The 25,941-nt window shown below is 65.2% G+C and carries 29 protein-coding genes; 19 read left to right on the top strand and 10 right to left on the bottom strand.

All coding sequences use genetic code 11. The features are described from left to right. Positions 1 to 16 precede the first annotated feature (16 nt). The 3 genes from C2U70_RS11685 (at position 17) to C2U70_RS11675 (ending at position 3,008) form a co-directional block, all read left to right on the top strand. The gene (locus C2U70_RS11685; protein ID WP_140978162.1) at positions 17 to 1,090 is read left to right on the top strand and encodes a TauD/TfdA family dioxygenase; all 1,074 of its coding nucleotides are present in this window, start codon (positions 17 to 19) and stop codon (positions 1,088 to 1,090) included. A 295-nt stretch (positions 1,091 to 1,385) separates the two neighbouring features. Further along, positions 1,386 to 1,955 carry a glycosyl transferase gene (locus tag C2U70_RS11680; protein ID WP_140978161.1) on the top strand — a complete coding sequence of 190 codons (570 nt, stop codon included), beginning with the start codon at positions 1,386 to 1,388 and terminating at the stop codon, positions 1,953 to 1,955. A 66-nt stretch (positions 1,956 to 2,021) separates the two neighbouring features. Then, positions 2,022 to 3,008, top strand: coding sequence for a bifunctional helix-turn-helix transcriptional regulator/GNAT family N-acetyltransferase (locus C2U70_RS11675; RefSeq protein WP_140978160.1), 987 nt, complete (start codon positions 2,022 to 2,024; stop codon positions 3,006 to 3,008). A 357-nt stretch (positions 3,009 to 3,365) separates the two neighbouring features. Here the strand turns inward: C2U70_RS11675 and moaB are convergent, their stop codons facing one another. Further along, positions 3,366 to 3,944: a molybdenum cofactor biosynthesis protein B gene (gene moaB, locus C2U70_RS11665; RefSeq protein ID WP_433960674.1), complete on the bottom strand. Its 579-nt coding sequence runs from the start codon at positions 3,942 to 3,944 to the stop codon at positions 3,366 to 3,368. A 136-nt stretch (positions 3,945 to 4,080) separates the two neighbouring features. Continuing rightward, positions 4,081 to 5,028, bottom strand: a complete 948-nt coding sequence (gene ypfJ, locus C2U70_RS11660; RefSeq protein ID WP_140978157.1) for a KPN_02809 family neutral zinc metallopeptidase — start codon at positions 5,026 to 5,028, stop codon at positions 4,081 to 4,083. A gap of 399 nt (positions 5,029 to 5,427) precedes the next feature. Here ypfJ and C2U70_RS11655 point away from each other — a divergent pair, with 399 nt between their 5' ends. The 3 genes from C2U70_RS11655 (at position 5,428) to C2U70_RS11645 (ending at position 7,958) form a co-directional block, all read left to right on the top strand. Further along, a complete protein-coding gene (locus C2U70_RS11655; protein WP_140978156.1) occupies positions 5,428 to 6,555 on the top strand; it encodes a site-specific DNA-methyltransferase in 1,128 nt (375 codons plus the stop codon). 261 nt (positions 6,556 to 6,816) lie between these two features. After that, a complete protein-coding gene (locus C2U70_RS11650; protein WP_140978155.1) occupies positions 6,817 to 7,143 on the top strand; it encodes a hypothetical protein in 327 nt (108 codons plus the stop codon). 128 nt (positions 7,144 to 7,271) lie between these two features. After that, positions 7,272 to 7,958: a glutathione S-transferase family protein gene (locus C2U70_RS11645; protein ID WP_186294198.1), complete on the top strand. Its 687-nt coding sequence runs from the start codon at positions 7,272 to 7,274 to the stop codon at positions 7,956 to 7,958. A 49-nt stretch (positions 7,959 to 8,007) separates the two neighbouring features. On the opposite strand, the gene C2U70_RS11640 is transcribed toward C2U70_RS11645, so the two are convergent. Beyond that, positions 8,008 to 8,448: a nuclear transport factor 2 family protein gene (locus C2U70_RS11640; protein ID WP_140978153.1), complete on the bottom strand. Its 441-nt coding sequence runs from the start codon at positions 8,446 to 8,448 to the stop codon at positions 8,008 to 8,010. Between the two features lie 90 nt (positions 8,449 to 8,538). Between C2U70_RS11640 and C2U70_RS11635 the strand changes: the two genes are divergently transcribed. Beyond that, positions 8,539 to 9,456, top strand: a complete 918-nt coding sequence (locus C2U70_RS11635; protein ID WP_140978152.1) for a LysR family transcriptional regulator — start codon at positions 8,539 to 8,541, stop codon at positions 9,454 to 9,456. Between the two features lie 152 nt (positions 9,457 to 9,608). On the opposite strand, the gene C2U70_RS11630 is transcribed toward C2U70_RS11635, so the two are convergent. From C2U70_RS11630 to C2U70_RS11620, 4 genes are all read right to left on the bottom strand, one after another. Then, positions 9,609 to 10,229, bottom strand: coding sequence for a glutathione S-transferase family protein (locus C2U70_RS11630; protein ID WP_140978151.1), 621 nt, complete (start codon positions 10,227 to 10,229; stop codon positions 9,609 to 9,611). 71 nt (positions 10,230 to 10,300) lie between these two features. Further along, positions 10,301 to 10,774 carry a nuclear transport factor 2 family protein gene (locus C2U70_RS11625; RefSeq protein ID WP_186294197.1) on the bottom strand — a complete coding sequence of 158 codons (474 nt, stop codon included), beginning with the start codon at positions 10,772 to 10,774 and terminating at the stop codon, positions 10,301 to 10,303. Then, positions 10,755 to 11,297 (bottom strand): hypothetical protein, encoded by a 543-nt coding sequence (locus C2U70_RS32970; protein ID WP_186294196.1) that lies wholly within the window; start codon positions 11,295 to 11,297, stop codon positions 10,755 to 10,757. Before C2U70_RS32970 ends, C2U70_RS11625 begins: the two co-directional genes overlap by 20 nt. Next, positions 11,207 to 11,602, bottom strand: a complete 396-nt coding sequence (locus C2U70_RS11620) for a helix-turn-helix domain-containing protein (RefSeq protein ID WP_140978149.1) — start codon at positions 11,600 to 11,602, stop codon at positions 11,207 to 11,209. Before C2U70_RS11620 ends, C2U70_RS32970 begins: the two co-directional genes overlap by 91 nt. A gap of 103 nt (positions 11,603 to 11,705) precedes the next feature. Here C2U70_RS11620 and C2U70_RS11615 point away from each other — a divergent pair, with 103 nt between their 5' ends. Together C2U70_RS11615 and C2U70_RS11610 are read left to right on the top strand one after the other, a co-directional pair. After that, on the top strand, positions 11,706 to 12,077 hold the full coding sequence (locus tag C2U70_RS11615) for a nuclear transport factor 2 family protein (protein ID WP_140978148.1): 372 nt from the start codon (positions 11,706 to 11,708) through the stop codon (positions 12,075 to 12,077). Positions 12,078 to 12,157: 80 nt separating this feature from the next. After that, positions 12,158 to 13,438: a flavin-dependent oxidoreductase gene (locus tag C2U70_RS11610; protein WP_140978147.1), complete on the top strand. Its 1,281-nt coding sequence runs from the start codon at positions 12,158 to 12,160 to the stop codon at positions 13,436 to 13,438. Positions 13,439 to 13,629: 191 nt separating this feature from the next. Here the strand turns inward: C2U70_RS11610 and C2U70_RS11605 are convergent, their stop codons facing one another. Together C2U70_RS11605 and mutY are read right to left on the bottom strand one after the other, a co-directional pair. After that, entirely contained in the window at positions 13,630 to 14,049 is a 420-nt protein-coding gene (locus C2U70_RS11605; RefSeq protein WP_140978146.1) for a PaaI family thioesterase, read from the bottom strand. 62 nt (positions 14,050 to 14,111) lie between these two features. After that, the gene (gene mutY, locus C2U70_RS11600) at positions 14,112 to 15,215 is read right to left on the bottom strand and encodes an A/G-specific adenine glycosylase (protein WP_140978145.1); all 1,104 of its coding nucleotides are present in this window, start codon (positions 15,213 to 15,215) and stop codon (positions 14,112 to 14,114) included. Positions 15,216 to 15,320: 105 nt separating this feature from the next. Between mutY and C2U70_RS11595 the strand changes: the two genes are divergently transcribed. From C2U70_RS11595 to C2U70_RS11550, 10 genes are all read left to right on the top strand, one after another. Continuing rightward, positions 15,321 to 15,635: a HigA family addiction module antitoxin gene (locus C2U70_RS11595; RefSeq protein WP_140978144.1), complete on the top strand. Its 315-nt coding sequence runs from the start codon at positions 15,321 to 15,323 to the stop codon at positions 15,633 to 15,635. A gap of 3 nt (positions 15,636 to 15,638) precedes the next feature. Then, complete coding sequence (locus tag C2U70_RS11590; RefSeq protein ID WP_140978143.1) at positions 15,639 to 16,118, top strand: DUF721 domain-containing protein; 480 nt, start codon at positions 15,639 to 15,641, stop codon at positions 16,116 to 16,118. A gap of 152 nt (positions 16,119 to 16,270) precedes the next feature. Then, on the top strand, positions 16,271 to 16,927 hold the full coding sequence (locus C2U70_RS11585) for a DsbA family protein (protein WP_140978142.1): 657 nt from the start codon (positions 16,271 to 16,273) through the stop codon (positions 16,925 to 16,927). Positions 16,928 to 17,146: 219 nt separating this feature from the next. After that, positions 17,147 to 20,611, top strand: a complete 3,465-nt coding sequence (smc, locus tag C2U70_RS11580; RefSeq protein ID WP_140978141.1) for a chromosome segregation protein SMC — start codon at positions 17,147 to 17,149, stop codon at positions 20,609 to 20,611. Beyond that, positions 20,608 to 21,588: a small ribosomal subunit Rsm22 family protein gene (locus tag C2U70_RS11575; protein WP_140978140.1), complete on the top strand. Its 981-nt coding sequence runs from the start codon at positions 20,608 to 20,610 to the stop codon at positions 21,586 to 21,588. Before smc ends, C2U70_RS11575 begins: the two co-directional genes overlap by 4 nt. Positions 21,589 to 21,721: 133 nt before the next feature. After that, a complete protein-coding gene (locus C2U70_RS11570) occupies positions 21,722 to 22,282 on the top strand; it encodes a LemA family protein (protein WP_140978139.1) in 561 nt (186 codons plus the stop codon). A 32-nt stretch (positions 22,283 to 22,314) separates the two neighbouring features. Next, a complete protein-coding gene (locus C2U70_RS11565) occupies positions 22,315 to 23,538 on the top strand; it encodes a M48 family metallopeptidase (protein ID WP_140978138.1) in 1,224 nt (407 codons plus the stop codon). 184 nt (positions 23,539 to 23,722) lie between these two features. After that, positions 23,723 to 24,484, top strand: coding sequence for a hypothetical protein (locus tag C2U70_RS11560; RefSeq protein WP_140978137.1), 762 nt, complete (start codon positions 23,723 to 23,725; stop codon positions 24,482 to 24,484). 62 nt (positions 24,485 to 24,546) lie between these two features. Next, positions 24,547 to 25,215, top strand: a complete 669-nt coding sequence (locus C2U70_RS11555; RefSeq protein WP_140978136.1) for a hypothetical protein — start codon at positions 24,547 to 24,549, stop codon at positions 25,213 to 25,215. Positions 25,216 to 25,411: 196 nt separating this feature from the next. Beyond that, positions 25,412 to 25,744, top strand: a complete 333-nt coding sequence (locus tag C2U70_RS11550; protein ID WP_140978135.1) for a GIY-YIG nuclease family protein — start codon at positions 25,412 to 25,414, stop codon at positions 25,742 to 25,744. A 6-nt stretch (positions 25,745 to 25,750) separates the two neighbouring features. Here C2U70_RS11550 and C2U70_RS11545 read toward each other — a convergent pair. Beyond that, positions 25,751 to 25,941 (bottom strand): phosphoribosyltransferase family protein (locus tag C2U70_RS11545; protein WP_283810364.1); only part of this gene is annotated, 191 nt, incomplete at its 5' end.

Below are 25,941 nucleotides of genomic sequence, written 5' to 3'. Positions count from 1 at the left end.
TGGAGCCAACAACAAGATGAACGTAGCCTCAATGCCCCGCGCGATCGATCGGCCTCCCGGCAAGATCGACATCCCGTCTGCCTGGCTGGGTTCGGAGATGAAGGCCAATCCTGATCGATGGCTGGTGTCACTTGCGGCCGGCGAGATCAGGGAACTCGAGAGCGCGGCTGAATCCTATCTTGGCCGGAGCAAAAAGATCGCCGACATCACGAAGGAGAGCTTTCCACTTCCTCACCTCAGTGCGCATCTGGAAGCCCTCAAGACCACGCTGCTGACGGGCCTCGGCTTCGAAGTCATTCGCGGGCTCCCCGTGGCAAACTACAGCCAGGAGTTTGCCGCGACGATCTTTTGCGGTGTGGGCGCGCATCTCGGATCGGCGCGCTCGCAAAATGCGGCGGGGCACATCCTCGGTCACGTCCGCGACATCGGCGCCGACGCGAAAGATCCGAACACAAGGATTTATCAGACGTCGGAACGGCAGACGTTCCACACGGATTCGTCCGACGTGGTCGGGCTGTTGTGCATTCGCGAGGCGATGGAGGGAGGCGATTCGCTCCTCGTCAGCACGTCGACGATCTACAACGCGATGTTCGACAGGCGCCCCGACCTTGCCGCGCTCCTGTTCGACAGAATCGCAACCGACCGGCGCGGCGAGGTGCCGGAGAACGAAAAGCCGTATCTCGAAATCCCGGTGCTGAATTGGCATGCGGGATTCCTCACCGGGTTCTACCAGCGCCAGTATATCGACAGCGCGCAGCGCTTTCCCGATGCGATGAGATTGACGCCGGCTCACGTCGAGGCGCTCGATCTCTTCGACGCGCTCGCAAATGACCCCACGCTGCATTTCGGCATGCGGCTTCGGCCGGGCGACATGCAGTTCGTTTACAATCATGCCCTGCTGCATGACCGGACCGGATTCCGTGATTGGCCTGACGCCGGCCAAAAGCGCCATCTGCTGCGGCTCTGGCTCAGCATGGAAGGCGACCGGCCGCTGCCCGATTGCTTCAGGCAGCGCTATGGTTCGATCGAGATCGGCAACCGCGGCGGCATCATCACCAAGGGGACGCGTCTGAACGTTCCGCTGGATTGACGTTTCAAATCCTCTCGGTGGATGTCCACGCGCAACCGCGCAGCTCGCGCAGGAATACGATCCTTCGACGTCTTGCCACCGCGGCTTCTCAAGCCGCGCAGGTGCCGAAACATTTGGCAACATGGTTGCCACCAAGGTCGCATTTGGCCGGGACCAGCGCGTGGTTTACCATGCGGCAGGGCCGGCGCGGTCGCGACGTTGCGCTCGCGCGGGCCGATGGTTATAGGGTATTGGTTATAGGGTATAACAATCCCCAGCGCCTCCAACACCAGCTTGAGACATCGAAGCCTCAATCATGCTGAGCGTCATCATTCCGACTGAAGGCGTCGAACAGCCGACGGTCGCAACTCTCGCCGCGCTGGTGCCTGGTGCCGCAGCCGGTTTGGTCCGCGAGGTCCTCCTGGTCGACGGCACAAGCAACGGCGTGATCGAGCGCGTTGCCGACGTTGCCGGCTGCCGTTTCATCGGTTTCGAAGGCTCGCAAGGCGCAGCGCTTGCCGCCGGCGCGCTGCAAGCGCGTTCGCCCTGGCTGATGTTCCTGCACGCCGGTGCCGTGCTCGACGCCGGCTGGATCGACGAGACCACTCAGTTCATCCAGACCGTCTCGGCGAGCGGCAAGCCGCGGGCGGCCGTGTTCCGCTACGCGCGCTCGCCCTATGCCAGCCGCGGCCTGGGCGACGCCTGGCGCTTCGTGGCCCGGATCGTGCGCCCGCAAGGCGACCAGGGCCTCCTGATCGCGCGGGACCATTACGACAAGCTGGGCGGCTATCCGCCCCACGCGCGCCGCTCCGAAGCGCGGCTGCTGCGGCGGCTCGGCCGCTCCTCCCGGACGCTGCTGCACACCAGGATCGTCAAGATGGCGTGAGCGGTCTCAAATATACTTGCCAAAGTCAAATAATTAATTGACAATAGCAAGTATCGAGGTGCCCCCATGCCTTCCAGCAATCTGCCTTCAAGCCAGACGCCTGCGACCAGACCGTCCGATGCCGCGTCCGACGACCAGATGTCCGACCAGGTGTCGGCGGTGCGCGCCTTCAACCGCTTCTACACCCGCAAGCTCGGCGTGCTCGACCAGCAGCTCCTGAAAAGCCCGTTCTCGCTCAGCGAGGCGCGGGTGCTCTACGAGCTCGCCCATAGCGGCGAGCTGCCTGCGAAAGCAATCGGCATCGAGCTCGGGCTGGACGCCGGCTATCTCAGCCGCATCGTGCAGAACTTTGACGAAGCCGGCCTGATCGCGCGAAAACCGCTCGCCACCGACCGAAGGCAATATCAGTTGAGCCTGACCGCAAAAGGCCGGCAGACCTTTGCGAAGCTCGAGCGCACACAGCAGGACGACATCGCCGCGATGCTGCGGCCCCTTTCATCGGATGACCGCAAGCGCCTGACCGGCGCGATGGACACGGTCGAACGTCTGCTCGATCGGCCCAGAACGCCGGCGCCGACGGCGATCCTGCGCGATCCGCGGCCGGGCGACATGGGCTGGGTGGTGCAGAGCCACGGCGCGCTCTATGCGAGCGAGTATGGCTTCGACTCCGGCTTCGAGGCGCTGGTCGCCGAAATCGTCGCAAAATACATGACGAGCTACGACGCTTCGCGCGAACGCTGCTGGATCGCCGACATCGAGGGCCGGCCGGTGGGCTCGGTGTTCCTGGTGAAGGCGAGCGACGACGTCGCAAAGCTGCGCCTCTTGCTGCTCGACCCCGCCGCGCGCGGCCAGGGCCTCGGGCAGCGGCTGGTCGCCGAATGCGTCGCCTTCGCGCGCGCCTGCGGCTATCGCCGCATGACGCTGTGGACGCAGAGCATCCTGACTGCCGCGCGAAAAATCTACGTCGATGCCGGCTTCCGCCTGGTCGCGACCGAGCCGCATCGCAGCTTCGGCCAAAACCTGGTCGGCGAGACCTGGGAGCGCGACCTCTGATGTATCAGCGGCACGATTGTCCGCGCCGCGTCACCGGAGACTTGATTGAGCTGTACAAGCGCCGGGCGCACAGGCTGGGGCGGGATGCGTGGCGGGATTTGTGGCTCGCCCTATGGCGTTCGCTGAAACGTATGCCGCCATGAAGACGGGTCGCAGCAATGCACAATGCGCATTGTTGTGCCCTCGCCCCTTGTGGGAGAGGGCAGCTCCGCAGGTAGACACAAGCTCACTGGGGTGAGGGGTCTGCCTCCACGACAAATCTCTCGCATTGTCATCCGCTGATAGAGACCCCTCATCCGGCGCTTCGCGCCACCTTCCCCCACAAGGGGGGAAGGGAAGAGGCACCGGCGTCCGCGGTCACACCGTCGCGCCTTGCGCTTTGGGGCGGCGCAGATGCTCGTCGAGGCGCGGCATGATCTCGACGAAATTGCAGGGGCGCGTGCGGTAGTCGAGCTGGGCTTTGAGGATGCCGTCCCAGCCGTCGCGGCAGGCGCCGGGCGAACCGGGGAGACAGAAGATGTAGGTGGCGCCCGCGACACCCGCGGTGGCGCGGCTCTGGATCGTCGACGTCCCGATCTTGGCGTGGCTCATCATGTGGAAGGCGATGGAAAAACCGTCCATGCGCTTCTCGAACAACGGCTCGATCGCCTCCGGCGTGACGTCGCGGCCGGTAAAACCGGTGCCGCCCGTCGTGATGACCGCGTCGATGCCGGCGTCCGCGATCCAGCGGCGAATGACGGCCCTGATCGCCTCGACATCGTCGGTGACGATCTCGCGTGCGGCAAGGTGATGGCCGGCCTCGATGATGCGGTCGGCGAGCGTCTGGCCGGACTTGTCGTCAGCGAGCGCACGGGTGTCGGAGACGGTGAGCACCGCGATGTTGAGCGGGATGAATTGCTTCTCTTCGTTGGTGGACGCCACGACTCTTTCTCCCATTCTCCGACGTCATCCTGAGGTGCTCGTCGTGCGGTGCAACGCACCGCAGGGCGAGCCTCGAAGGATGGGCCGGGCGCTCCGTCATCCTTCGAGGCTCGCCGAAGAGGCGAGCACCTCAGGATGACGCCATTGCCAACTACAGCGACCCGTTATTACCAAACGTGTTACAGGCCTGCACCGTGCCCTGCTGATAGCCGGTCATGAACCAGCGCTTGCGTTGCTCGGCCGAGCCGTGGGTGAAGGAATCGGGGACGACGCGGCCCGTGGCCTGGCGCTGCAGCGTATCGTCGCCGATCGCGGTCGCGGTGCGGAGCGCGGCGTCGATGTCGCCGGCTTCGAGGAAGCCGGGACGCTTCTTCTCCTCGCGATTGACCCAGACGCCGGACAGACAGTCGGCCTGCAGCTCCACCCTCACCTGCAGCGCGTTGGCTTCCGCCTTGCTGCCGGCCTGCTGCTGCAGCCGCGTTACGCGCGGAATGATGCCGAGCAGGTTCTGGATGTGATGACCGGCCTCATGCGCGATGATGTAGGCGGTGGTGAAGTTGCACGCCGACTTGCCGGAGCAGCCGCGAAAACGCGTCTCGACCTCGCGGAAGAAACCGGTGTCGAGGAAGATGGTCTTGTCCGGCGGGCAGTAGAACGGGCCCATCGCCGACTGCGCCATGCCGCAGCGGCCGCCATTGGTGGCGTTGCGGAACAGCACGATCTTCGGTCCGGTGTAGGTCTGGCCGCTGGCCTGGAAGATTTCGCTCCAGCGGTCGTCGATCTCGCCGAGGATGCCCGAGATCATGCTGCCCATCTCGTCGGTGGGCGCGCCGCGCTTGACCTGTCCGCCCGAGGCCTGGCGGTCGGTCTGGTAGCTTGGCGCCTGGCCGCCGCCGGTCAGGATCTCGGCGCCGCCGATCAGGATGCGCGGATCGATGCCGAAGGCATAGCCGAGCAGGCCGAGCACGATGATGGTGCCGATGCCGAGCCCGCCGCCGCCCATCGGAAGGCCGAAACCGCCGCCGCCCCCCATGCCGCCGCCGCTGTCGTCGCGACGATCCTCGATATCGTCGCTGCGACGGAAATCGTCATAACGCATGGCGGGCTTCCCCTCTCGAATTCCGGTCCGGATACGGCAGTGGCGCCAAATGTTGAACGCGCCACTCACGTAAAATTTCCATTCCGTTAATCAATATCCCGGTCGGCAAAAATTGCCTAGTGCGGCAGCTTGTCGATGCCAGCAATTTTTTCCTGCAAAGCTGCAAATTTTTCCGCGTGAATCCGACGGTGCAATGCCCCCTCGCGCGGTGTCGAACGCGCGATTAGCCTTAAAATACAGAGGATGCGCGCAGTTGCATGCGCGCCGGGGCGCGCGCGCTCCGTCAACGGCAAGTTGATGGATTAAGTCGATTTTTACTTTGCGCCGCCATTGTAACGGCCAGTCGGTTGTTTGGTCCCGCGTCGCCGACAGCGTCGCCTGAGTCAGAGTTCTTGAGTCATGGTAGTGTCGCGTCGCGGGGCGTCTGCAAAGGCGCCCCGCACAAATTTTGAGTCCGCCTCGCACAGCATCATCCTCGGCGATTGCGTCGCCGAGATGTCGAAGCTGGCACCCGGCAGCGTCGATCTGGTGTTCGCAGATCCGCCCTACAATCTCCAGCTCAAGGGCGATCTCAAGCGCCCCGACGAATCCCATGTCGATGCCGTCAACGACGACTGGGACAAGTTCGATTCGTTTTCCGCCTATGACGATTTCACCCGCGCCTGGCTCTTGGCCGCGCGCCGCGCGATGAAGCCGTCGGCGACGATCTGGGTGATCGGCTCCTATCACAACATCTTTCGCGTCGGCGCGATCATGCAGGACCTCGGCTTCTGGCTCCTGAACGACATCGTGTGGCGCAAGACCAACCCGATGCCGAACTTCCGCGGCCGCCGCTTCACCAACGCGCACGAGACCATGATCTGGGCCGCGCGTGACGAGAAGGCCAAGGGCTACACCTTCAACTACGAGGCGCTGAAGGCGGCCAACGAGGACGTGCAGGCGCGGTCCGACTGGCTGATCCCGCTGTGCACCGGCGAGGAGCGCCTCAAAGGCGCCGACGGCAAGAAGGTGCACCCGACGCAGAAGCCGGAAGGCCTGTTGGCGCGCGTGCTGCTGTCGTCGTCAAAGCCCGGCGACCTCGTGATCGATCCCTTCAACGGCACCGGCACCACCGGCGCGGTCGCAAAGCGCCTCGGCCGTTCCTATATCGGGTTCGAGCGCGACAAGACGTATGCCAAGGTGGCGGAAGCGCGCATCGCGGCGGTCGAGCCGCTGCCGGAAGCGAGCCTCGCTCCGTTCATGACCGCCCGCGAGGCCCCGCGCGTCGCGTTCTCCGAACTGATCGAGCGCGGCATGATCATGCCCGGCACAAAACTGTTCGACGCCAAGAAGAAGCTCGGCGCACTGGTCCGTGCCGACGGCGCCATCATGTTCGGCGACAAGGTCGGCTCGATCCACCGCATGGGCGCGGTGGCGCAGGGCGCGCAGGCCTGCAACGGCTGGACCTTCTGGCACGTCGAGACCAAGAAGGGTCTCAAGCTGATCGACGAGCTGCGCGCGGAGATCCGTGCGGGGATGGCGGAATAAGGTCTCCCCTTCTGTCATTCCGGGGCGCGAGCGAAGCGAGCGAGCTATGATGCGCAATTGCGCATCTGAGAATCCATCGACCCACAGCGCATGCGGCACAATGGATTCCGGGCTCGCGCTGACGCGCGCCCCGGAATGACAGCATGGTATGCAGAAATGGTGGGCACGCTACGCTTTGCCCACCCCACGGCGCTCCTTGAATGCTGCCTTGGCGAGGACTAGATTCACGTCATGAGCCCTCGTCTTGAAAGGGGCGACCCCATGCGACGCCAGTCCGAGTCATTGCTGCTCCTGCCGCTGCTGCCGATCTTCCTGATTGGCATGTTTCCGATGATGCTGATCGGCCTGCTCGGCTTTGCCGGGCTCGCGCTGTTCGGCGTGCTGCTGATCTGCACCGGACTTGCAAGCGGGATCGAGGCGCGCGAAAGTTTTAGTCACGACGTGATCGTCAACGGCTATGCGCGCGGATCGGAGCGCGCGACGCAAGCCTCCAATTTGCACGCCGCGACGCGGCTTGCCATGCGCGTGGAAGCCGCCGGCCTCGTCGTGGTCGCCGCGTCCGTGCTCGGCTTCGTCTATTCCGGCTGATCTGCGCGCCGCGCAGGACCCACCTCACCGATTCGTCGGTTGCGCTGGCTGCGTGCCTTCGGGCATGAGGAGAGCGCCGTTCGGCAAGCCCGCCGCAACAGGGTCCCGACAACTGGGGGAGATGTTTGATGCTCAGATTCTATTTCAACGGATCGCCGAACCCGACCAAGGTCGCGCTGTACCTGGAAGAGGCCGGCCTGCCCTTCGAACCGGTCGCGGTCGATACCCGCAGGGGCCAGCAGTTCACGCCTGAATATCTGAAGATCAATCCGAACGGCAAGGTGCCGGCGATCGACGACAACGGCACGATCGTTTTCGACAGCAACGCCATCCTGCTCTATCTCGCCGAAAAGACCGGCAAGTTCCTGCCCGCGCCCGCGGTGCGCGGCGAGACGCTGTCATGGCTGATGTTCATCGCCACCGGCGTCGGCCCCTATTCCGGGCAGGCCGTGCACTTCAAGCATTTCGCGCCGAAGGACCAGAACCACGACTACGCCCATAACCGCTATCAGTACGAGACCGATCGCCACTACAGGATTCTCGACGCGCATCTCGCCGGCCGCCGCTACATGGTCGGCGATGCCTATTCGATCGTCGACATGGCGCTGTGGGGCTGGGCGCGGATGGTGCCGTTCAAGCTCGGCGACGACGCCTTTGCGCGATATCCGAACGTGAAGCGCCTGGTGGACGAAATCACCGCACGGCCTGCCGCGGCCCGCGCCATCGCGCTGAAGGACAAGTTCACCTTCAAGGCCGAGATGGACGACGAGGCCCGCGGCAACATGTTCAAGCACATGACGACGAAGGTGGCTTGATCGCTGACTGTCATTCCGGGGCGACACGCGCCCCGGAATGACGACAAGCCTACGCAGCCGCCGACTTATTCGCGGGAAACGGCCCTAACGCCTTCTCGGTCAGGATCGAGTCGCAATATTCCCTGATCTCCTTGATCTTGCCGTCCGCGAGCTGGAACACCAGGCAATAGTCGTTGTCGTAGCGGACGCCCTCCCTGGTGACGTTGTCGCCCTTGGCTTCGACCACGACGACGTCGCCGTCGGCGATGAAGCGGTGGGCCACGGTGCGCGTGCGGTCGCGAAGCCGCGTGCGGACGTGGCCGTGCAGATCGTTGAGGATGGACTCCTTGCCCGCGAAGGTGCGCGACCAGGAATATTGCCCGGTCACGACCCATCTGGCGTCCTCGGCGAGGCTCGCCGTGAACAGCGCGCGGTCGCGCGCGGCCGGGTCGGGATCGGCGGCGGTGGCAAAAATGTCCTGCAGCAGTTTCTTGTTGGTTGCGGCGCTCATGTGTTGCTCCGTTGGTGAGTTCGCCAAGGGATCATCGCCGCGCGCGCATCATTCTTCCAATCGATAGTGAATATGATATCTATTCACCTTATGAATTTGAATTCGCTTGACCTCAATCTGCTGACCGCGCTCGACGCCCTGCTGCGCGAGGCCAATGTCAGCCGCGCCGCGCTGCGGATCGGGCTGTCGCAGCCGGCCGCGAGCCATGCGCTGCAGCGGCTGCGCGACATTTTTGGCGATCCGCTGCTGGTGCGCACCGGCGCGCGGATGGAGCTGACGCCGCGCGGGCAGGCGCTGCGTGCGCCGCTGGCGCAGGCGCTCGACCAGGTGCGCGGGCTGTTCGTCCCCGACGAATTCGATGCCGCGCGCAGCGAGCGGCAGTTTCGCCTGATGATGCCGGACCTCGCGGTCGAACTCCTGATGCCGCCGCTGATGGCGAAGGTGACGCGGCTGGCGCCAAACGTCCGCATCGACGTCGTGCCGTGGCGGGGGCCCGCGATCTTCCATGCCGAGTTCGCCCGCACCATCGATCTCGTGATCTCGATCGGCAACGCCTTCAAGGGATTTCATCGCCAGTCGCTCTACACCGACAGCGATGCACTGGCGGTGCGGCGCGGCCATCCCATGCAGGCGAAGCTGAAGCGGCGCGACGCATTCCTCGCCGCGCGCCATGTCGCCGTGATCATCCGCGGCCAGCCCGAGGACCTGATCGACACCTGGCTGCGCACCAAGGGCATCGAACGGCACATTGCCCTCGTCGTCCCCGGCTATATCGAGGCGCTGCACGTCGCCGCCCGCACCGACCTCGTCGCCTTCGTGCCGCGCCGGCTGATCGCGGCGCTGTCAAGGCAGCTCTCGCTCGCCACGGTGACGCCGCCGATCGATCCCGGGATCGACGAGCAGTTCATGTTCTATCCGACCCGCGCGCAGATGGACCCGGGCTCGATCTGGCTCAGGCGGCTGATGCTGGAGACGGGGCGGGAGCTGGAGAAGCGGAAGGTTTTGTAGGGTGGGTTAGCCTTGCGACTGCGCGAAGCGCAGTTCGCTGGGCGTAACCCACCTCTTTCGTTTCCACGGCAGCAGAAGTGGTGGGTTACGCCGCGCGGGCAGCGCTTCGCGCAGCCGCGGGGCTAACCCACCCTACGGCAGCCGAGGTGTGGCTATGCCTTCTCCGCCTCCAGCACCTTGCGCACGGCGGGGCGCTCCGCCATCCGCTTGAAATGCTCGGCCACCTTCGGCGTTGCGTTGATGTCGACGCTGTCGCCCTCCAGCCATTGCGCGATGGTGAAGAGATAGGGGTCGCAGATCGTGTACTGTTCGCCCATCACCCACGGTCCCTTGAACATTTTGGCCTCGATCAGCGCGAAAGAGGCGCCGACGGTCTTCGGGATCATCCGCTTCATGTCGGCGAACGAGCTCTCCTCCGTCGCCCAGCGCGCGCCGCGCATCTTGTGGGCGTGGTTGATGTGGACGGTGGAGCAGAGATAGGAGTTGAAGGACTGCACCTCGGCGAACGCAAAGGCGTCGTCCATCGGCGCGAGCTTCGCCTTTGGGTGCGTCTGCGCGATAAAGGCGAGCATCGCCGGCGTCTCGGTCAGGATGCCGCGATCGGTCACCAGCGCGGGCACGCGGCCCTTGGGGTTGATCGCGAGATATTCCGGGCTGTTCTGCTGGTTGGTCTTGAAGCTGAGCCGTTCGGTCGTGTAGTCGGCGCCGGCCTCTTCCAGGGCGATGTGGGAGGCGAGCGCGCAGGTGCCGGTGGCGTAGTAGAGCTTGAACATGTCAGACCTCTTGCGAAAATTGGAAATTAGCGGCCTCGTCGTGCGCCGTCCATAGCGGGCCCTTTAGCACCTTAATGTGCGCGCGGCTGAAGCTTGCCCTCGATGCAGACGCTCACGATCGTGTCATCAGCGGGATAATGCTCCGGCGCGACAGCCGTGAGCTGGGCCTGGATGCATGTCCAGACGCCGTTCTCGCGCAGATATGTATCGGTGTACATGGTCATGCCGGTGACGTCCTTGCCGTCGCGGCGCCGCGTGTGCTTGTTGGTGGAGCGCACCAGGGCGACGTCGCCGATCACGGTGATGAGCTCGTCGCGCACGTCCCAATAGACGATGACCTTCGGATCGAAGGCGGTGGCCCAGTATTTCAGGTAGCTCGGGCGATCCCAGCGCTGGCCGGTCGGCCAGATGTTGATGAACTCGGGATGCAGCAGCGCGTCGTGCGCGGCGACGTCGCTGGTCACGAAATTATGGATGAAACCGGCGTTGATCGCGCGCAGCTCGTCCATGACGGACGAAGGGTAACTAACCGTAGCTGAATGCATGCTGGTCTCCCGTGTCTGAAGCGGCGAGTTGGCGCGCCGTTTCGGCGGTCGCCTCGTCGGCCGGAAAGAAGCACTCGATCTTGATCTGCTGCAGCACCGCATCGGTCGGCATCGCGAGCGTCGTGAACGTCGAGAAGAACGACAGCCGATAGTCGCCCTTGGCGAGCTGCATCGTCATGACCGGAGATGCGGCCGACGCATGGCCGGGAAGCCGCCACTCGGCCGACACCCCGGGATAGGCCGCGATCTCGTCGAGCAGTTTTGCCGCCGCGCGGCTGCCTTGCGCGACCTCGCGATGCAGGATGCGGATCAGCTGCCCCGCGAACTCCGCCCAGTTGACCATGAACTGCCTGAGGCCCCCGGGGTGAAAGACGGCATGCATGGCGTTGTTGCCGAGGTCGCCTTCCATGTCGAAGGCGTCGCGGAACGGCATCAGCAGCCGCGACGATCCCCGATTGCGCATGCGCACATCCCAGTGACCGTCGATGACGATGCCGGGATACGGCTCCTGTTGCCGCAGCATGAAGTCCAGCGCTGCAAATTCTCCGCCGCCAGTCCCTTGTCGCCATAGGGCGGCACGAAGCCGGCCGCGACATGCAGGGCGTTCCGCTCCTCCAGCGGCAGGTCGAGCACGCTGCCGAGGAGCTGCACCATGTCCCGGCTCGGCTGCGAGCGCCCGGTCTCCAGGAAGCAGAGATGCCGCGCGGACACGTTGGCATCGCTGGCGAGCTCGATCTGGGTGAGACGCCGCACATTGCGCCAATGTTTCAGCAAGCTGCTGAAATGCCCGCTCGTAACCTCGTGGGAATTGTGGGTTGGCTCGCTCATGGCGGGCAATCTAGACCATCACATCAGAAGGGCAATTACCTCGGATGTAAGTGACCCGCCGCCAATTCCCTGTAACAGTCACGCAACCTCAGCGGGGAGCATCATGGACCACCATGCGATCACCGATGTCGCAACTGTCTATATGGCGGCGTGGAACGAACCTGATGAAACGCGCAGGCAGGCCCTGCTCGCACAATGCTGGAGCGATGACGGCGTCTATGTCGATCCCAACGTCGCGCTTGCAGGCCGCGACGCGCTCGCGCGTCATATCGCCAAGGTGCAGGCGAGCCGGCCCGGCGCACGGCTCGAATTCATGAGCGGCATCGATGTCCACCACACCGTGCTCCGCTTCCTCTGGCGCCTGGTGCGCTCGGACGGGTCGTGCGGCGACATTTCGATCGATTTTGGAGAGGTCGGCGCCGACGGCCGCTTGGCCAAGATCATCGGCTTCTTCGGCGCCGCACCGCCCCGATAGAGGCCGTCTGCGGCCGTCTTCGCAGTTGCCCCCTGCACGTCTCCATGTCATGACCCCCGCAAGAGTATTGGGGGAGTGAGATGACTGTTCTCATCGCGGGTGGCGGTATCGGCGGATTGACGCTGGCGCTCAGCCTGCATCAAATCGGCATCCCAGCCAAAGTGTTCGAAAGCGTTGCCGAGCTGAAGCCGCTCGGCGTCGGCATCAACGTGCTGCCGCACGCCGTGCGCGAACTGATCGAGCTTGGCCTGCTGGACAGGCTCGATGCATCGGGCGTGCGAACCCGCGAGCTCGCCTATTTCTCCAAGCACGGCAAGCCGATCTGGAGCGAGCCGCGCGGGCTCGAGGCCGGCTACAAATGGCCGCAGTTCTCGATCCATCGCGGCACCCTGCAGCAGATCCTGCTCGACGCCGCCGTCGAACGGCTCGGCCGCGAGAATATTTTGACCAGCCACCATCTGACCGGCTGGAGCGAGAGCGCAAACGGCGTGCGCGCCGACTTCATCGACAAGGCGACCGGCAAACAAGCAGGCAGCTATGAAGGCGCGCTCCTGATCGCCGCCGACGGCATCCATTCCGCCGCGCGCGAAAAGCTTTATCCGCAGGAGGGGCCACCAATCTGGAACGGGCGCATTCTCTGGCGCGGCGTCACGCCGTCAAAGGCGTTCCTCACCGGCCGCACCATGATCATGGCCGGCCACGAGATCCTGAAATTCGTCTGCTATCCGATCAGCCAGCAGCCGGACGCGAACGGCAACCACCTCATCAACTGGGTCGCCGAGCGCCATATGCCGCCGACCTATCAGTGGCGGCGCGAGGATTATAACCGCACCGCGCGGCTCGACGAGTTCCTGCCCTGGTTCGAGACCTGGCAATTCGACTGGCTCGACGTGCCCGGGTTGATCAAGAACTGCCCGCACGCCTATGAATATCCGCTGGTCGATCGCGATCCCGTCAACCAATGGACGTTTGGCCGCGTCACGCTGATGGGCGATGCCGCGCATCCGATGTATCCGATCGGATCGAACGGCGCCTCGCAGGCCATCCTCGACGCACGCGTCATCACGCGCGAGATTCTGGCGCATGGCCCGACCAACGCAGCGCTCCTGGCCTACGAGGCCGAGCGGAGGCCTGCGACCACCGACCTCGTGCTGCTCAACCGCAAGAACGGCCCCGAGCAGGTCATGCAGCTCGTCGAGGAGCGCGCGCCCGACGGTTACAAGATCGTCACCGACGTGCTGTCGCAGAAGGAGCTGGAAGACATCGCCGCGAACTACAAGCGCGTAGCGGGTTTCCAGGTCGAGGCGCTGAATGCGAAGCCGCCGATCGTGTCGAAGGATGCGACGCGCGCGAGCGCTTGAACTGAACGAAGCGAGATGCCCGTCGATGTGCCCTCGCCCCTTGTGGGAGAGGGCAGCGATGCCGGTGGACGCAGACTCACTCGGGTGAGGGGTATCTGTCCGCGAATGAAATGCCAGAGGGTCACGCGCGGATAGATACCCCTCATCCGGCGCTTCGCGCCACCTTCTCCCACAAGGGGAGAAGGGAAGAGTCACCGCACCACCCTCGCCGCTTCCAGCAAACGTTCGCTCGCGGTTGCAGTCGCGATCACCGTGCCGTCCTCCGCCATCAGCTTGCTCTCGACGAAGGCGATGGTCTTGCCGAGCTGCGTGACTTTTGCCTCGGCAATGAGCGGCCCGGGCCGAGCCGGCGCCAAAAAGTTCACGGTCATGCTGATCGTGGTGGTGTAGAGCCGGCCCTCGCTCATAACAAGCACGGCCGGACCCATGGTGTCGTCGAGCATCGCGGAGAGCAGGCCGCCCTGGATGAAGCCGGCTGGGTTGCAGAACTCCAGCTTGCCTTCGAAGCCGAGCCTGATCCAGCCTTCCTCCGGCCGGGCATCGAGCAGACGCCAGCCGAGAAGCTTTGCGCAGGGTGGCATGACGAAGTTGTCGAGTGCGGTCTTGACCATGGGCAGCCTCCATTGGCGCGCTTGGTAGCGCAGGCCTGCTGCCAGCATGCTGTCAGGAGCGACTAAACGTCCAGCGCGTGCGCGATCACCTTGCGCATGACGTTGGGCAAAGCCTCGTCAGCCAGCGTCGCAATCGGCACCCAGCGCATGCCCTGCGGTGCGCGGACGCGCTTCTCGACCTCCGCGGTGTAGACCACGAGCTCCAGCGGAAAGTGCGTGAAGACGTGGGTGACGACGCCCACCTTGCGCTGCCAGCGCAAAATCCCCTTGATATCCGGCGCCTGCGCCTTCGCCGCCTTGTCATCCTGGCCGGCGAGCCAGTCCGACCCCGGCACTTCGGTCATGCCGCCGAGCAGGCCTTTTTCCGGGCGTGAGCGAACCAAAAGCTCGGCGCCGCGCGTCACGACGAAGGCGGCGCCGCGTCGAAGCGTCCCGCTCTTCTTGGGCGCCTTGCGCGGAAAGGTCTCCTGCATGCCCTGCACGCGCGCGATGCAATCCTCGCTCAGCGGACATAGCGAGCAGGCCGGCTTTTTCGGCGTGCAGATCGAGGAGCCAAGGTCCATCAGCGCCTGGGCACTGTCGCCCGCGCGCGTATCGGCGAGTAGCGTCGCCGCCAGTTGCTGGATCGTCGGCTTTGCCTGCGGCAATTCCTCCTCGACCGCGAACAGGCGCGACACCACGCGCTCGATATTGCCATCGACCGGCATGGTGCGACGGTCGAAGGCGATCGCGGCAATTGCTGCCGCCGTGTAGGGCCCGATCCCCGGCAGCGTGCGCAAGCCCTCCTCGGTGTCGGGAAAGACGCCGCCATGGTCGCGCGCAACCGCAACCGCACAGGCGTGCAGGTTGCGCGCCCGCGAATAATAGCCGAGCCCCGCCCACATCCGCAGCACGTCATCCTGCGAGGCCCCGCCGAGCGCCGAGACGCTCGGCCAGCGCGCGACGAATTTTTCGAAATAGGGCCCGACGGCTTTCACGGTGGTCTGCTGCAGCATGATCTCCGACAGCCAGACGCGGTACGGGTCCGGCGTCTCGCCGGCCAGCGACCGCCACGGCAAACGGCGGCGATGGCGGTCGTACCATTGCAGCAGAAGCTCGGGACGGGCCGATGCGCTTGCGATCGAGGGCGTCTTGTTTCGCTTTAGAGCTGCACCTGTTAGACTCATGCGTCCATATAGCGTCATTCCGGGATGGTGCGTAAGCACCAGACCCGGAATCTCGAGATTCCGGGTTCGATGCTTCGCATCGCTCCGGAATGACCGGAAAGCGAAATGTCGAAATCACCAACCATCCGGAGCAGGCTCCGCAATCCTCACCCCGGCGAAATCCTGCTGGAGGAGTTTTTGAAGCCGATGGACCTCAGCCAGAACGCGCTGGCACGCGCGGTTCGTGTCCCGCCGCGCCGCATCAACGAAATCGTGCTGGGCAAGCGGGACATTACCGCCGACACGGACCTTCGACTGGCACGTTATTTTGGCCTGTCGGAAGGTTTCTTCCTCGGCTTGCAGATGGACTATGACCTTATGCAGCGGCGCCGCGAGATCGATCGCGACCTGAAATCCATCCGACCCCGCGCAGCGGCATAGACCATGTCCAGACCCGGTCCCATCAGCGCAAAACCGCTGTCGCTCCTGCTCAACGACGTCTTCAAGGAGGCCTATGCCAAGCAGGGCTTTGCCGCGCGCGAGCTGGTGACGCGGTGGGCGGAGATTGCCGGGCCCCAGATCGCTGCTCATTCCGAGCCGCTGAAGATGCAATGGCCGCGGCCGGTCGAGGGCCAGCCGCAGGAGCCGGCGACGCTGGTGCTGCGGGTCGAGGGGCCGATGGCGCTGGAGATCCAGCATTCGTCCGACGTCATCCTGGAGCGGGTCAACCGCTTCTTCGGCTGGAGCGCGGTCGGCAAGCTCGCCTTCCGCCAGGCCCCCCTGTCGCGCATCCGGCGGCCGGTCCGGCCCCGCCCGCCGGACCCGAAGTCGGTCGCCAAGGTGGCGGAGACCCTGGGCAGCATCGAGGATGACCAGCTGCGGGACGCGCTGGCGAGGCTCGGGGCTGCAATCAAGCGAAATTGAGCCTGATCCGGCGACCAATCCGGACCCCTGCTTGCGGCATGCCATTGCCTCAAAAGCCGTTTCAAGCTAGCGACAGGCTCGCCTCAATTTGGAACCTCATTCGCCTTATCTTTCCTATCCGGGCGAGACCTTCGCTACTCCGGGAGCCGACCTTGATCATCACCCGCCGCGCCTTCAACACGATGCTGTCGCTGACCGGACTTGCCGCCGTGGCCGGATTGTCGCCGCTGCGGTTCATCACCGAGGCAATGGCCCAGACCGCTGCCGATGTGGCCAAGCCCGTCTCGCTGCCGGACATGGCGATCGGGCCCGAGAACGCCGCCGTCACCATCACCGAATATGCCTCGATGACCTGCCCGCATTGCGCGGCCTTCAACGAGCAGGTGTTCCCGAAGCTGAAGAAGGAATTCATCGACACCGGCAAGGTGCGTTACATCTTCCGGGAGTTCCCGCTCGACATCAAGGCGGCCGCCGGCTCGATGCTGTCGCGCTGCATCGCCAATGGTGATGCGCCGAAGTACTTCGCGGTCACCGACATGCTGTTCCGCTCGCAGAACGACTGGGTGCAGAAGAACACCACGGAGACGCTGACCCGGATCGGCAAGCAGGCCGGCCTCAGCCCGAGCCAGGTCGAAACCTGCCTGAAGGACCAGGCGCTGCTCGACAAGATCGCGGCCGACCAGAAGTACGCCAGCGAAGTCTTGAAGGTCGATTCCACGCCGACGTTCTTCATCAACGGCGAGAAGATCAAGGGCGAGGCCTCGTTCGACGAATTCGCGAAGAAGATCAATCCGCTGCTGAAAAGCTGATCGTTACGCTCCGGTCCTGATTCGCGGGGACTCAAGCCGTAGAATTCCCGCGATATTTCCCTTGGGAAAAGCGCTTTTCGCTGGTTGCCCTTGAGCGGCGGCGCGGCCATTGTCCAGCCGCATGAGCCGTATCAAGCGACTCGTCCAGACATCGACATTGCCTTCTATGGTATTGTCACGGCAGGGAGATTCGCGCCCTGTCAACAGAGAAGCGTGTTCATGAAAATCACCCGCCTCCGCCTGCATGGTTTCAAGTCGTTCGTCGAGCCCACCGACTTCGTGATCGAGCCCGGTCTCACCGGCGTCGTCGGTCCGAACGGTTGCGGCAAATCGAATCTCGTCGAAGCGCTGCGCTGGGCGATGGGCGAAACCTCGTACAAGTCGCTGCGCGCCTCCGACATGGACGCCGTGATCTTTGCGGGCTCCGGCAACCGCCCGGCGCGCAACCACGCCGAAGTGACGATGACGATCGACAATGCCGACCGCTCGGCACCTGCGGCGATGAATGACGCCCAGTTTCTTGAAATCTCCCGCCGCATCGAGCGCGAGGCGGGCTCGGTTTATCGCATCAACGGCCGCGACGTGCGCGCGCGCGACGTGCAGATCCTGTTTGCGGACGCCGCCACCGGCGCGCGCTCGCCGGCCCTCGTCCACCAGGGCAAGATCGGCGAGATCATCCAGGCCAAACCCGAGCAGCGCCGCCGCGTGCTGGAAGACGCCGCCGGCGTCGCCGGCCTGCATGCCCGCCGTCACGAGGCCGAGCTGCGGCTGAAGGCGGCCGAGACCAACCTCACCCGGGTCGAAGACGTGATCGGCCAGCTCGCAGGCCAGATGGAAGGCCTGAAGAAGCAGGCCCGCCAGGCCGTGCGCTACCGCGAGGTCGCGGCCAAGGTGCGCAAGGCGGAAGCAACCCTGTTCCACCTGCGCTGGATCGCGGCCCATGCCGAGGTCAATGATTCCGGCCACACCCATGATCTCGCCGTCCGCGAGATGGCCGAGCGCACCCAGCACCAGGCCGAGGCCGCGCGCATCCAGGCGATCCGGGCCGCCGAGATGCCGGCGTTGCGCGATGCGGAAGCGCGCGCGGCCGCGGGCCTGCAGCGCCTCACCAATGCGCGCGAGCTGCTCGACCGCGAGGAAGAGCGCGCCAAGGAGCGCGTCGCCGAGCTCGAGCGCCGGCTGACCCAGTTCGAGGGCGACATCGCCCGCGCCCAGCAGCAGACCGGGGATGCCGACGTCGCGCTGGAGCGGCTTGATGCCGAGGACGCCGAGATCAAGGAAGAGATCAAGTCGCGCGTCGAAAAGCGCTCCGGCGTCGACGAGCGCGTCGCGGAAGCGGAAAGCGTGCTCGCGGAGGCCGAGGGCCAGTTCGCCGAGCTGACCACCGCGCTTGCCGACCTCACCGCCAAGCGCAACCAGCTCGAAGCCAATGTTCGCACCCATCGCGACCGCCTCGCCCGGCTCGATCAGGAGATCGCCGGCGTCGCAGCGGAAGAAGCCAAGCTCGCGCAGGAGACCGGCGGCTTCGGCGACGTCACCGAGCTCGCCGCCCTGGTCGCAACGGCCGAAGAGACGCTTGCCGCGTCCGAGGCCGCGGCACAAGACAGCGAAGCCGCGCATGTCGCCGCCCGCCAGACGCTGGAATCCTCGCGCTCGCCGCTGAACGAAGCCGACAAGCGCGTGCAGCGGTTGGAGACCGAGGCGCGCACGATCTCCAAGATCGTCAATGGCGAGACCAAGAATCTGTGGCCGCCGATCATCGACGGCATCACCGTCGCCAAGGGTTATGAGAAGGCGATCGGTGCTGCACTGGGCGACGATCTCGACGCGCCCGTCGATCCGTCGGCGCCGATGCGCTGGACCAATTCCGGCGTTACCGAGGGCGACCCGGTGCTGCCCGCGGGCGTCGAGCCGCTCGCCAATCACGTCGAGGCGCCGGTCGAGCTGGCGCGCCGTCTGGCCCAGATCGGCGTGGTGTCGCGCGAGCGCGGCGCCGAGCTCGTCTCGCAGCTCAAGACCGGCCAGCGGCTGGTCTCGCGCGAAGGCGACGTCTGGCGCTGGGACGGCTTTGTCGCGGCAGCGCATGCGCCGACCGGCGCGGCACGGCGCCTGGCCGAGCGCGCCCGCCTGGTTGACATCGAGAACGAGCTGGAGCAGGCCCGCATCGACGCCCAGATCAAGCGCCAGGCGCTGGAAAATGCCGAGGCCGAGCTGCAGATGGCGGCCAGCACCGAAGGCGCCACGCGCGAAGCCTGGCGTGCTGCGCAGCGCGAGCTCAACGCCGCGCGCGAGCGCCATGCCACCGCCGAGCGCGAGATCAACCGTCACGCCGCGCGCAAGGCGACGCTGTCGGAAGCCCATAGCCGCCTCGCCGCCGACCGCGCCGAAGCCGAAGCCGCGCATGAATATGCCGCGGCTGCGATCTCCGAGCTGCCGTCGAGTGAAGACACGGAAGTGCGCCTCGCTGCCGTGCGCAGCGACATCGAGGGGCACCGTCGCCTCGCGGCGCAAGTCCGCGCCGAGGCGCAGGCGCTGGCCCGCGAAGCGGAGCTGGCCGACCGCCGCGTGCAGGCGATCCTTGCCGAGCGCACCGAGTGGCAGAGCCGCAAGGAGAGCGCGGCCTCGCATATCGACACCATCCAGGCCCGCATCACCGAGGTCACGATCGAGCGCTCCGATCTCGAGAACGCGCCCGCGGTGTTCGCGGAGAAGCGCAGCGCGCTGCTCACCGAGATCGACTACGCCGAGAACGATCGCCGCGTTGCCGCCGACGCGCTGGTCGCCGCCGAGACCGCGATGGCCGAGACCGATCGCGTCGCGAAGCTGACGCTCGAGGCTCTCTCCAGCGCCCGCGAGGCAACCGCACGCGCCGAGGAGCGCATGGAGGGCGCGCGGCGCCGCCTTGCCGACATCGAGCGCGAGATCCACGACATGCTCGAGGTCGAGCCGCAGGCCGTTGCCGGCCTCGCCGAGATCGAGCCGGGCGCGGAGCTGCCGCCGCTCGGTGAGACCGAGGAAGAGCTGGAAAAGCTGCGCCGCGACCGCGAGCGCCTCGGCGCCGTCAATCTGCGCGCCGAGGAAGAGCTGCGCGAGGTCGAGGCACAGCACACCGGGCTGACCACCGAGCGCGACGATCTCGTCGAAGCCATCAAGCGGCTGCGCCAGGGCATCCAGAGCCTCAACAAGGAAGCCCGCGAGCGTCTCTTGACCTCGTTCGAGGTCGTCAACAACCACTTCAAGCGCCTGTTCGTCGAGCTGTTCGGCGGCGGCGAGGCTGCGCTGCACCTGATCGAGAGCGAGGACCCGCTGGAAGCCGGTCTCGAGATCATCGCAAAGCCGCCGGGCAAGAAGCCGCAGACGCTATCGCTGCTCTCGGGCGGCGAGCAGGCGCTGACCGCGACCGCGCTGATCTTTGCGGTGTTCCTCACCAACCCGTCGCCGATCTGCGTGCTGGACGAAGTCGACGCGCCGCTCGACGACCACAATGTCGAGCGCTATTGCAACCTGCTGCATGAAATGACCGCCACGACCGACACGCGCTTCATCATCATCACGCACAACCCGATCACGATGGCGCGCATGAACCGGCTGTTCGGCGTTACCATGGCCGAGCGCGGCGTGTCGCAACTCGTCTCGGTCAACCTCGAGCAGGCCGTCGACATCCTGGACCAGAACGTGGCGTGAGGGTTTCCCCCTCACTCCCCGCGCCGCTCAAGGCCGCGCTCGACGGCAAACTCCAGGGTGTTTCGCGCACTGACGCGGCGCAACGCTCGGCGAAGATCTCGAATGCCTATCGCACCGGCGGCAATTCGGGCGGCATCAAGTCCGACGCCGATGCGCTGGCCTATGCGCTCGCGCGCATGCCGGCGACATACGCGGCTGTGGCTGCCAGCCTGAACGCGCTGATCGAGATCGTTCCGGGCCTTGCGCCGGAAACCCTGCTCGACGTCGGCGCCGGCCCGGGCACCGCGAGCTGGGCGGCGGCAGAAGCCTTCCCGTCGCTCGCCTCGTTCACGCTGATCGACGCCAACCGCACCCTGAGCAAGCTGGCGCTGGAGCTTGCGGAAGATAGCCCGCAACTGGCCGGCTGCAGCTATCCGCCGGGCGACGCCGGCGAGAACCTCGCGCAGGCCTCGATCGCCGATCTCGTCATCGCGAGCTATCTGATCGGCGAGCTCGGCGAGAGCGATCAGCGTGCGCTCGCGGATGCGATGTGGGCCAAGGCGCGCAACGCGCTCGTCGTGATCGAGCCCGGCACGCCAGCCGGCTATGCCCGCATCCTCGCGCTGCGCCAGCAGTTGATCGCGTTGGGTGCCCATGTCGCGGCGCCCTGCCCGCACGACAGACCCTGCCCGCTCGCAGCGCCCGACTGGTGCCATTTCAACCAGCGCCTGCCGCGCTCGCAAGCCCACCGCCAGATCAAGGGCGCGGACGTGCCGTTCGAGGACGAACGCTTCATCTATGTGGCGCTGACCCGCACACCGGTCGCGGCACGGAGGTCACGCGTGCTGGCGCCGCCCGATTTCGGCAAGGCCGAGATTACGGCAAAGCTCTGCACCGAGGACGGCGTCGCGGCGACAAAGGTGCCCCGCCGCGACAAGCCGGCCTATGCGGAGGCCCGGCGCTGGCGCTGGGGCGATGCCGTCATGGCGGAAAGTTAACCTCGTTCGCCCCTTTTCCCTTGAACTCGGATGGCTCCACATCCGACCAAGTCATACCTTCCCTCTGCGCCGGTACTTTCAGGCGCCATTTTGGGTTACGCTACCCGCCTTCTTCCCCCTTCAGGAGTTTTCCATGTCGACCGGCTGGATCGTTCTCGGCGTTATCGTCGTCATCGTGCTGTTCGCCTTCGGCGCCTACAACCGGCTGGTCGCGCTCGGCCAGCGCGTCAGCCAGGCCTTTGCCGATATCGACGTGCAGCTCAAGCAGCGCCACGACCTCGTTCCGAACCTGGTCGAGACCGTGAAGGGCTATGCCTCGCATGAGCGCGGCACGCTCGACGACGTCATCAAGGCACGCAATTCGGCGATGTCGGCGCAGGGCCCGGCCCAGGTGTCGGCGGCCGAGAACCAGCTCTCCGGCGCACTCGGACGGCTGATCGCGCTGTCGGAGGCCTATCCGGACCTCAAGGCCAACGCCAATTTCCAGCAGCTTGCGAGCGAGCTTTCCGACCTCGAGAACAAGATCGCGGCGAGCCGCCGCTTCTTCAACAACGCGGTCCAGGAATACAACACCGGCATCCAGCAGATGCCGGCGGCGCTGTTCGCCGGCATGTTCGGCTTCACCCGCAAGGACTTCTTCGATCTCGGCGCCAGCCGCACCGAGGTCGAGGCGGCGCCGCAGGTCAAGTTCTGATAACAGCGAATTGACCGGCAGGACAGCGCGCCATGGCCGCGTATGGTCTCTACACGCATATCGCATCGAACAAGGTCCGTTCGATGCTGCTGCTCGCGGGCCTGTTCCTGCTGCTCTACGTGCTGGTCTATGCCGGCGCGCTGCTCGCCGAGGTCGTCATCAACGGCGACCGCAGCGTCAGCTATTACCTGACGCACGCACTCTCCGACCTGAAGAGCGCGGCGCCCATTGCCACGGTCGTCGCGATTGCCTGGATCATCATCGCCTATTTCTTCCACCAGAACATGATCGACGCGGTCACCGGCGGTCACGACGTGACGCGCAAGGAAGAACCGCGGCTCTATAATCTCCTCGAAAACATGTGCATCTCGCGCGGCATCACCATGCCGAAGCTGAAGATCATGGATTCGCCGGCGCTGAACGCCTTCGCCACCGGCCTGAATCCACGGCAATATTCCATCACCGTCACCACCGGCCTCCTGAAAGCGCTCGACGACCAGGAGATCGAGGCGGTGCTCGGCCACGAGCTGACCCACATCAAGAACGGCGACGTGCAGCTCATGGTGGTCGCCGTCATCATCGCCGGCGTGGTCGGCTTCTTCGGCGAATTGTTCTTCCGCCTGTTCACCAATTTGAGCTGGAATTCGGGCTCCGGCGGCTCGTGGTCGTCGGGCTCCTCGTCCCGCTCGTCATCTTCCTCCAGCAGCGACAGCAAGAGCTCGGGCGGCGGCGGCGCGATCATCGTCATCATCATTGCGGTAGTGCTGATCGTGGTGGCCTGGCTGATGTCGCAGGTCGTCAAGCTCGCACTGTCGCGCTCGCGGGAGTATCTCGCCGACGCAGGCGCGGTCGAGCTGACCAAGAATCCCGACGCCATGATTACGGCGCTGCGCAAGATCGAGAACCGCGGCGAATTGCCGGGCGCGACCTCCGCGGTGATGGAGCTCTGCGTGGACAATCCCCGCGAGGGCTTTGCCGACCTGTTCGCGACCCATCCTTCGGTGGATTCGCGGGTCGACGCGCTGGTCAAGTTCGCCGGCGGCCACGATCCCGGCCCGCTGCCGCCGCCGTCCGACGAGGGCGAAGAACAGGAAGCGCAGGACGCGCAGGCCGACGAGCAAGACGCCCCGCCGCCCGTTCCGAAAGGCCCGTGGAACGATTCCGGCAAGCCCGCCGGGACTGTGCCACCTCCGCTGCCTGGTGGCCCCATCGGAACCGTTCTGGGTAATCCAATAGGTCCCTGGGGCCGTCATTGAGCGCGCGATTTGCCGCTTCATGAGGCTGTCCGCACGGCGATTGGGAAAAACCTCCGGAATCGCCGCTGGCGTGCTGCAAAGAATTGAATTCTCCCTTGTTTCTGCCATGTTCGCGCCCAACAGCAGACAAGAGACCTGACCGATCGCGCCAATCGCGGTCGGGGGCGCGCGTTAGGGGACGTCAATGGCAACAAAGCCGGCAGTGGTTGTGGTGGGCGCGGACAAGGGCGGGGTCGGCAAGACCACGGTGTCGCGCACCTTGCTCGATTATTTTTCAGCCAACAACGTGCCGACGCGCGCGTTCGATACGGAATCGCCGCGCGGCACGCTGAAGCGCTTCCACCCCGACATCACCGAGATCGTCGACATGACGACCACGGCCGACCAGATGAAAATCTTCGACACGCTCAACGCGACGAGCCCGTCGGTGACCGTGATCGACGTCCGCGCCGGCCTGCTCTCGCCCGCGCTGGCTTCGCTCCGCGACATCGGCTTCCTCGACGCGGCCAAGGCCGGCCAGATCACCTTTGCGGTGTTCCACATCCTCGGCCCCTCGATCGCCTCGCTCGACGAGATCGCGGAGACGGCCGGCTTCATGACCGGCGCAAAATATTTCCTGGTGAAGAACTTCATCAACGACACCCAGTTCTTCCAGTGGGATCAGGCGACCTATAATTCCTACTTCCATCGCATCAAGGATGCGACCGAACTGACGATCCCGAAGCTCAACGAAATGGCCTATGAGCAGGTCGAGGTTTCGTCCGTTCCGTTTCTGAAATTCGTCGCCAACAAGGGCATCCACGACGAAGCAGCGAACTATTCTTTCGTGCTGCGCGGCTATGTCCGGCACTGGCTGGCGAACGTCTGGAGCGAATTCGACCGCATCCGCCTCACCGACATCGTCGGCTCCAAGCCGGCGGCGCGCAGCGGCGGCAGCGAAAAATAGTTGCGATACGCCTGCGGATGCGGCTGGATTGGGCGACGACTTCGCGCCGATAATAGCTCCCGATGCCCGCAACGCCCGTCTACATCATCTGCTCGCCCCGCCCGCAGGTCGGCAAGACGCTGCTGGCGCGGCTGCTTACGGAATTTTTGCTGCTCAAGAACGGCAACGTCGCGGCCTTCGACGTCAATCTGAAGGAACCGTCGCTGCTGGACTATCTACCGAAGGTCACCGAGACCGCCGACGTCATCGACACCTTCGGCAAGATGCAGCTCATGGACCGCGTCATCGTCGATGACGGGCTCGCCAAGGTGATCGACCTCGGCTTCCACGCCTTCGACGAGTTCTTCAAGATGACCGACGAGATCGGCCTGTTGAAGGAGGCCGCGCGCCGCCATGTCGCGCCGATGATCCTGTTCGTGGCCGACAGCGACCGCGTGTCGGCGCGCGGGCATGAGACGCTGCGCGCCCAGATCCCGCGAGCCAATCTGATCACCGTGGACAACGAATTCGTCATGCGCGGCGAGCTGCCGCCCGCCATGGCCGACGGCCGGCTGTTCCGGCTGCCGGCCCTGCCCGGCTTCCTCAAGACCTATATCGACCGGCTCAACTTCTCCTTCACCGGCTATCTGCGGCAGGAGAAGGACTCGTCCACCGAGCTGCACCAGTGGATCCGCCGGAATTACCTCGCCTTCCGCGAGCTGGAGCTGAGTTTGATTCTGCAGCGGTCTTGATGTCATTCCGGGGCGCGACGAAGTCGCGAGCCCGGAATCCATTAGGCCACAGAGGCAGCCGCACAATGGATTCCGGGTTCGCGCTGACGCGCGCCCCGGAATGACGAGGGAGATTTATTTTACCCGGATAATATTGACGGACGGACGGCTTGGCCCTATGAGATCTCGCGACAAGCAACCCCCGAGGGCCTTTCCCGTGACCACCGACCGAAAAGCCGCGATTGCCGCCTACAAGGAGCGCAAGGTCTTTGCCGGCATCTACGCGGTCCGCTGCGCGGCTACGGGCGAGGCCTGGGTCGGCCAGGCCCTCAACCTCGAGAAGGTCCAGAACCGCGTCTGGTTCACGCTGCGCCAGGGTGGCCATCCCTGCCGCAGCCTCCAGGCGGCCTGGAAGGCGCATGGCGAGGCGGGCCTGAGCTTTGCGGAGTGCGAGCGCCTGGACGAGGACGAGACGGCCTATGTCAGGGATGCGCTGTTGAAGGAACGCATGCAGCACTGGCTGGCGGAGCTGAAGGCCGAGGCGATCTGACCTCGTTCAATGCCCCTCGAACGTCATCAGCGTGCGCACGGGCACGTCCATGGCGCGCAGCTTGGCGGCACCGCCGAGCTCCGGCAAATCGATGATGAAGCAGGCGGCCAACACGTTGGCGCCGATCTGACGCAGCAGCTTCACTGCGCCCTCGGCAGTGCCGCCGGTGGCGATGAGATCGTCGACCAGGATGACGC

It is taken from the genome of Bradyrhizobium guangdongense (genome assembly GCF_006483445.1).
GTDB lineage: Bacteria > Pseudomonadota > Alphaproteobacteria > Rhizobiales > Xanthobacteraceae > Bradyrhizobium > Bradyrhizobium guangdongense_A.
This window is presented reverse-complemented; position numbering and strand designations above follow the sequence as displayed.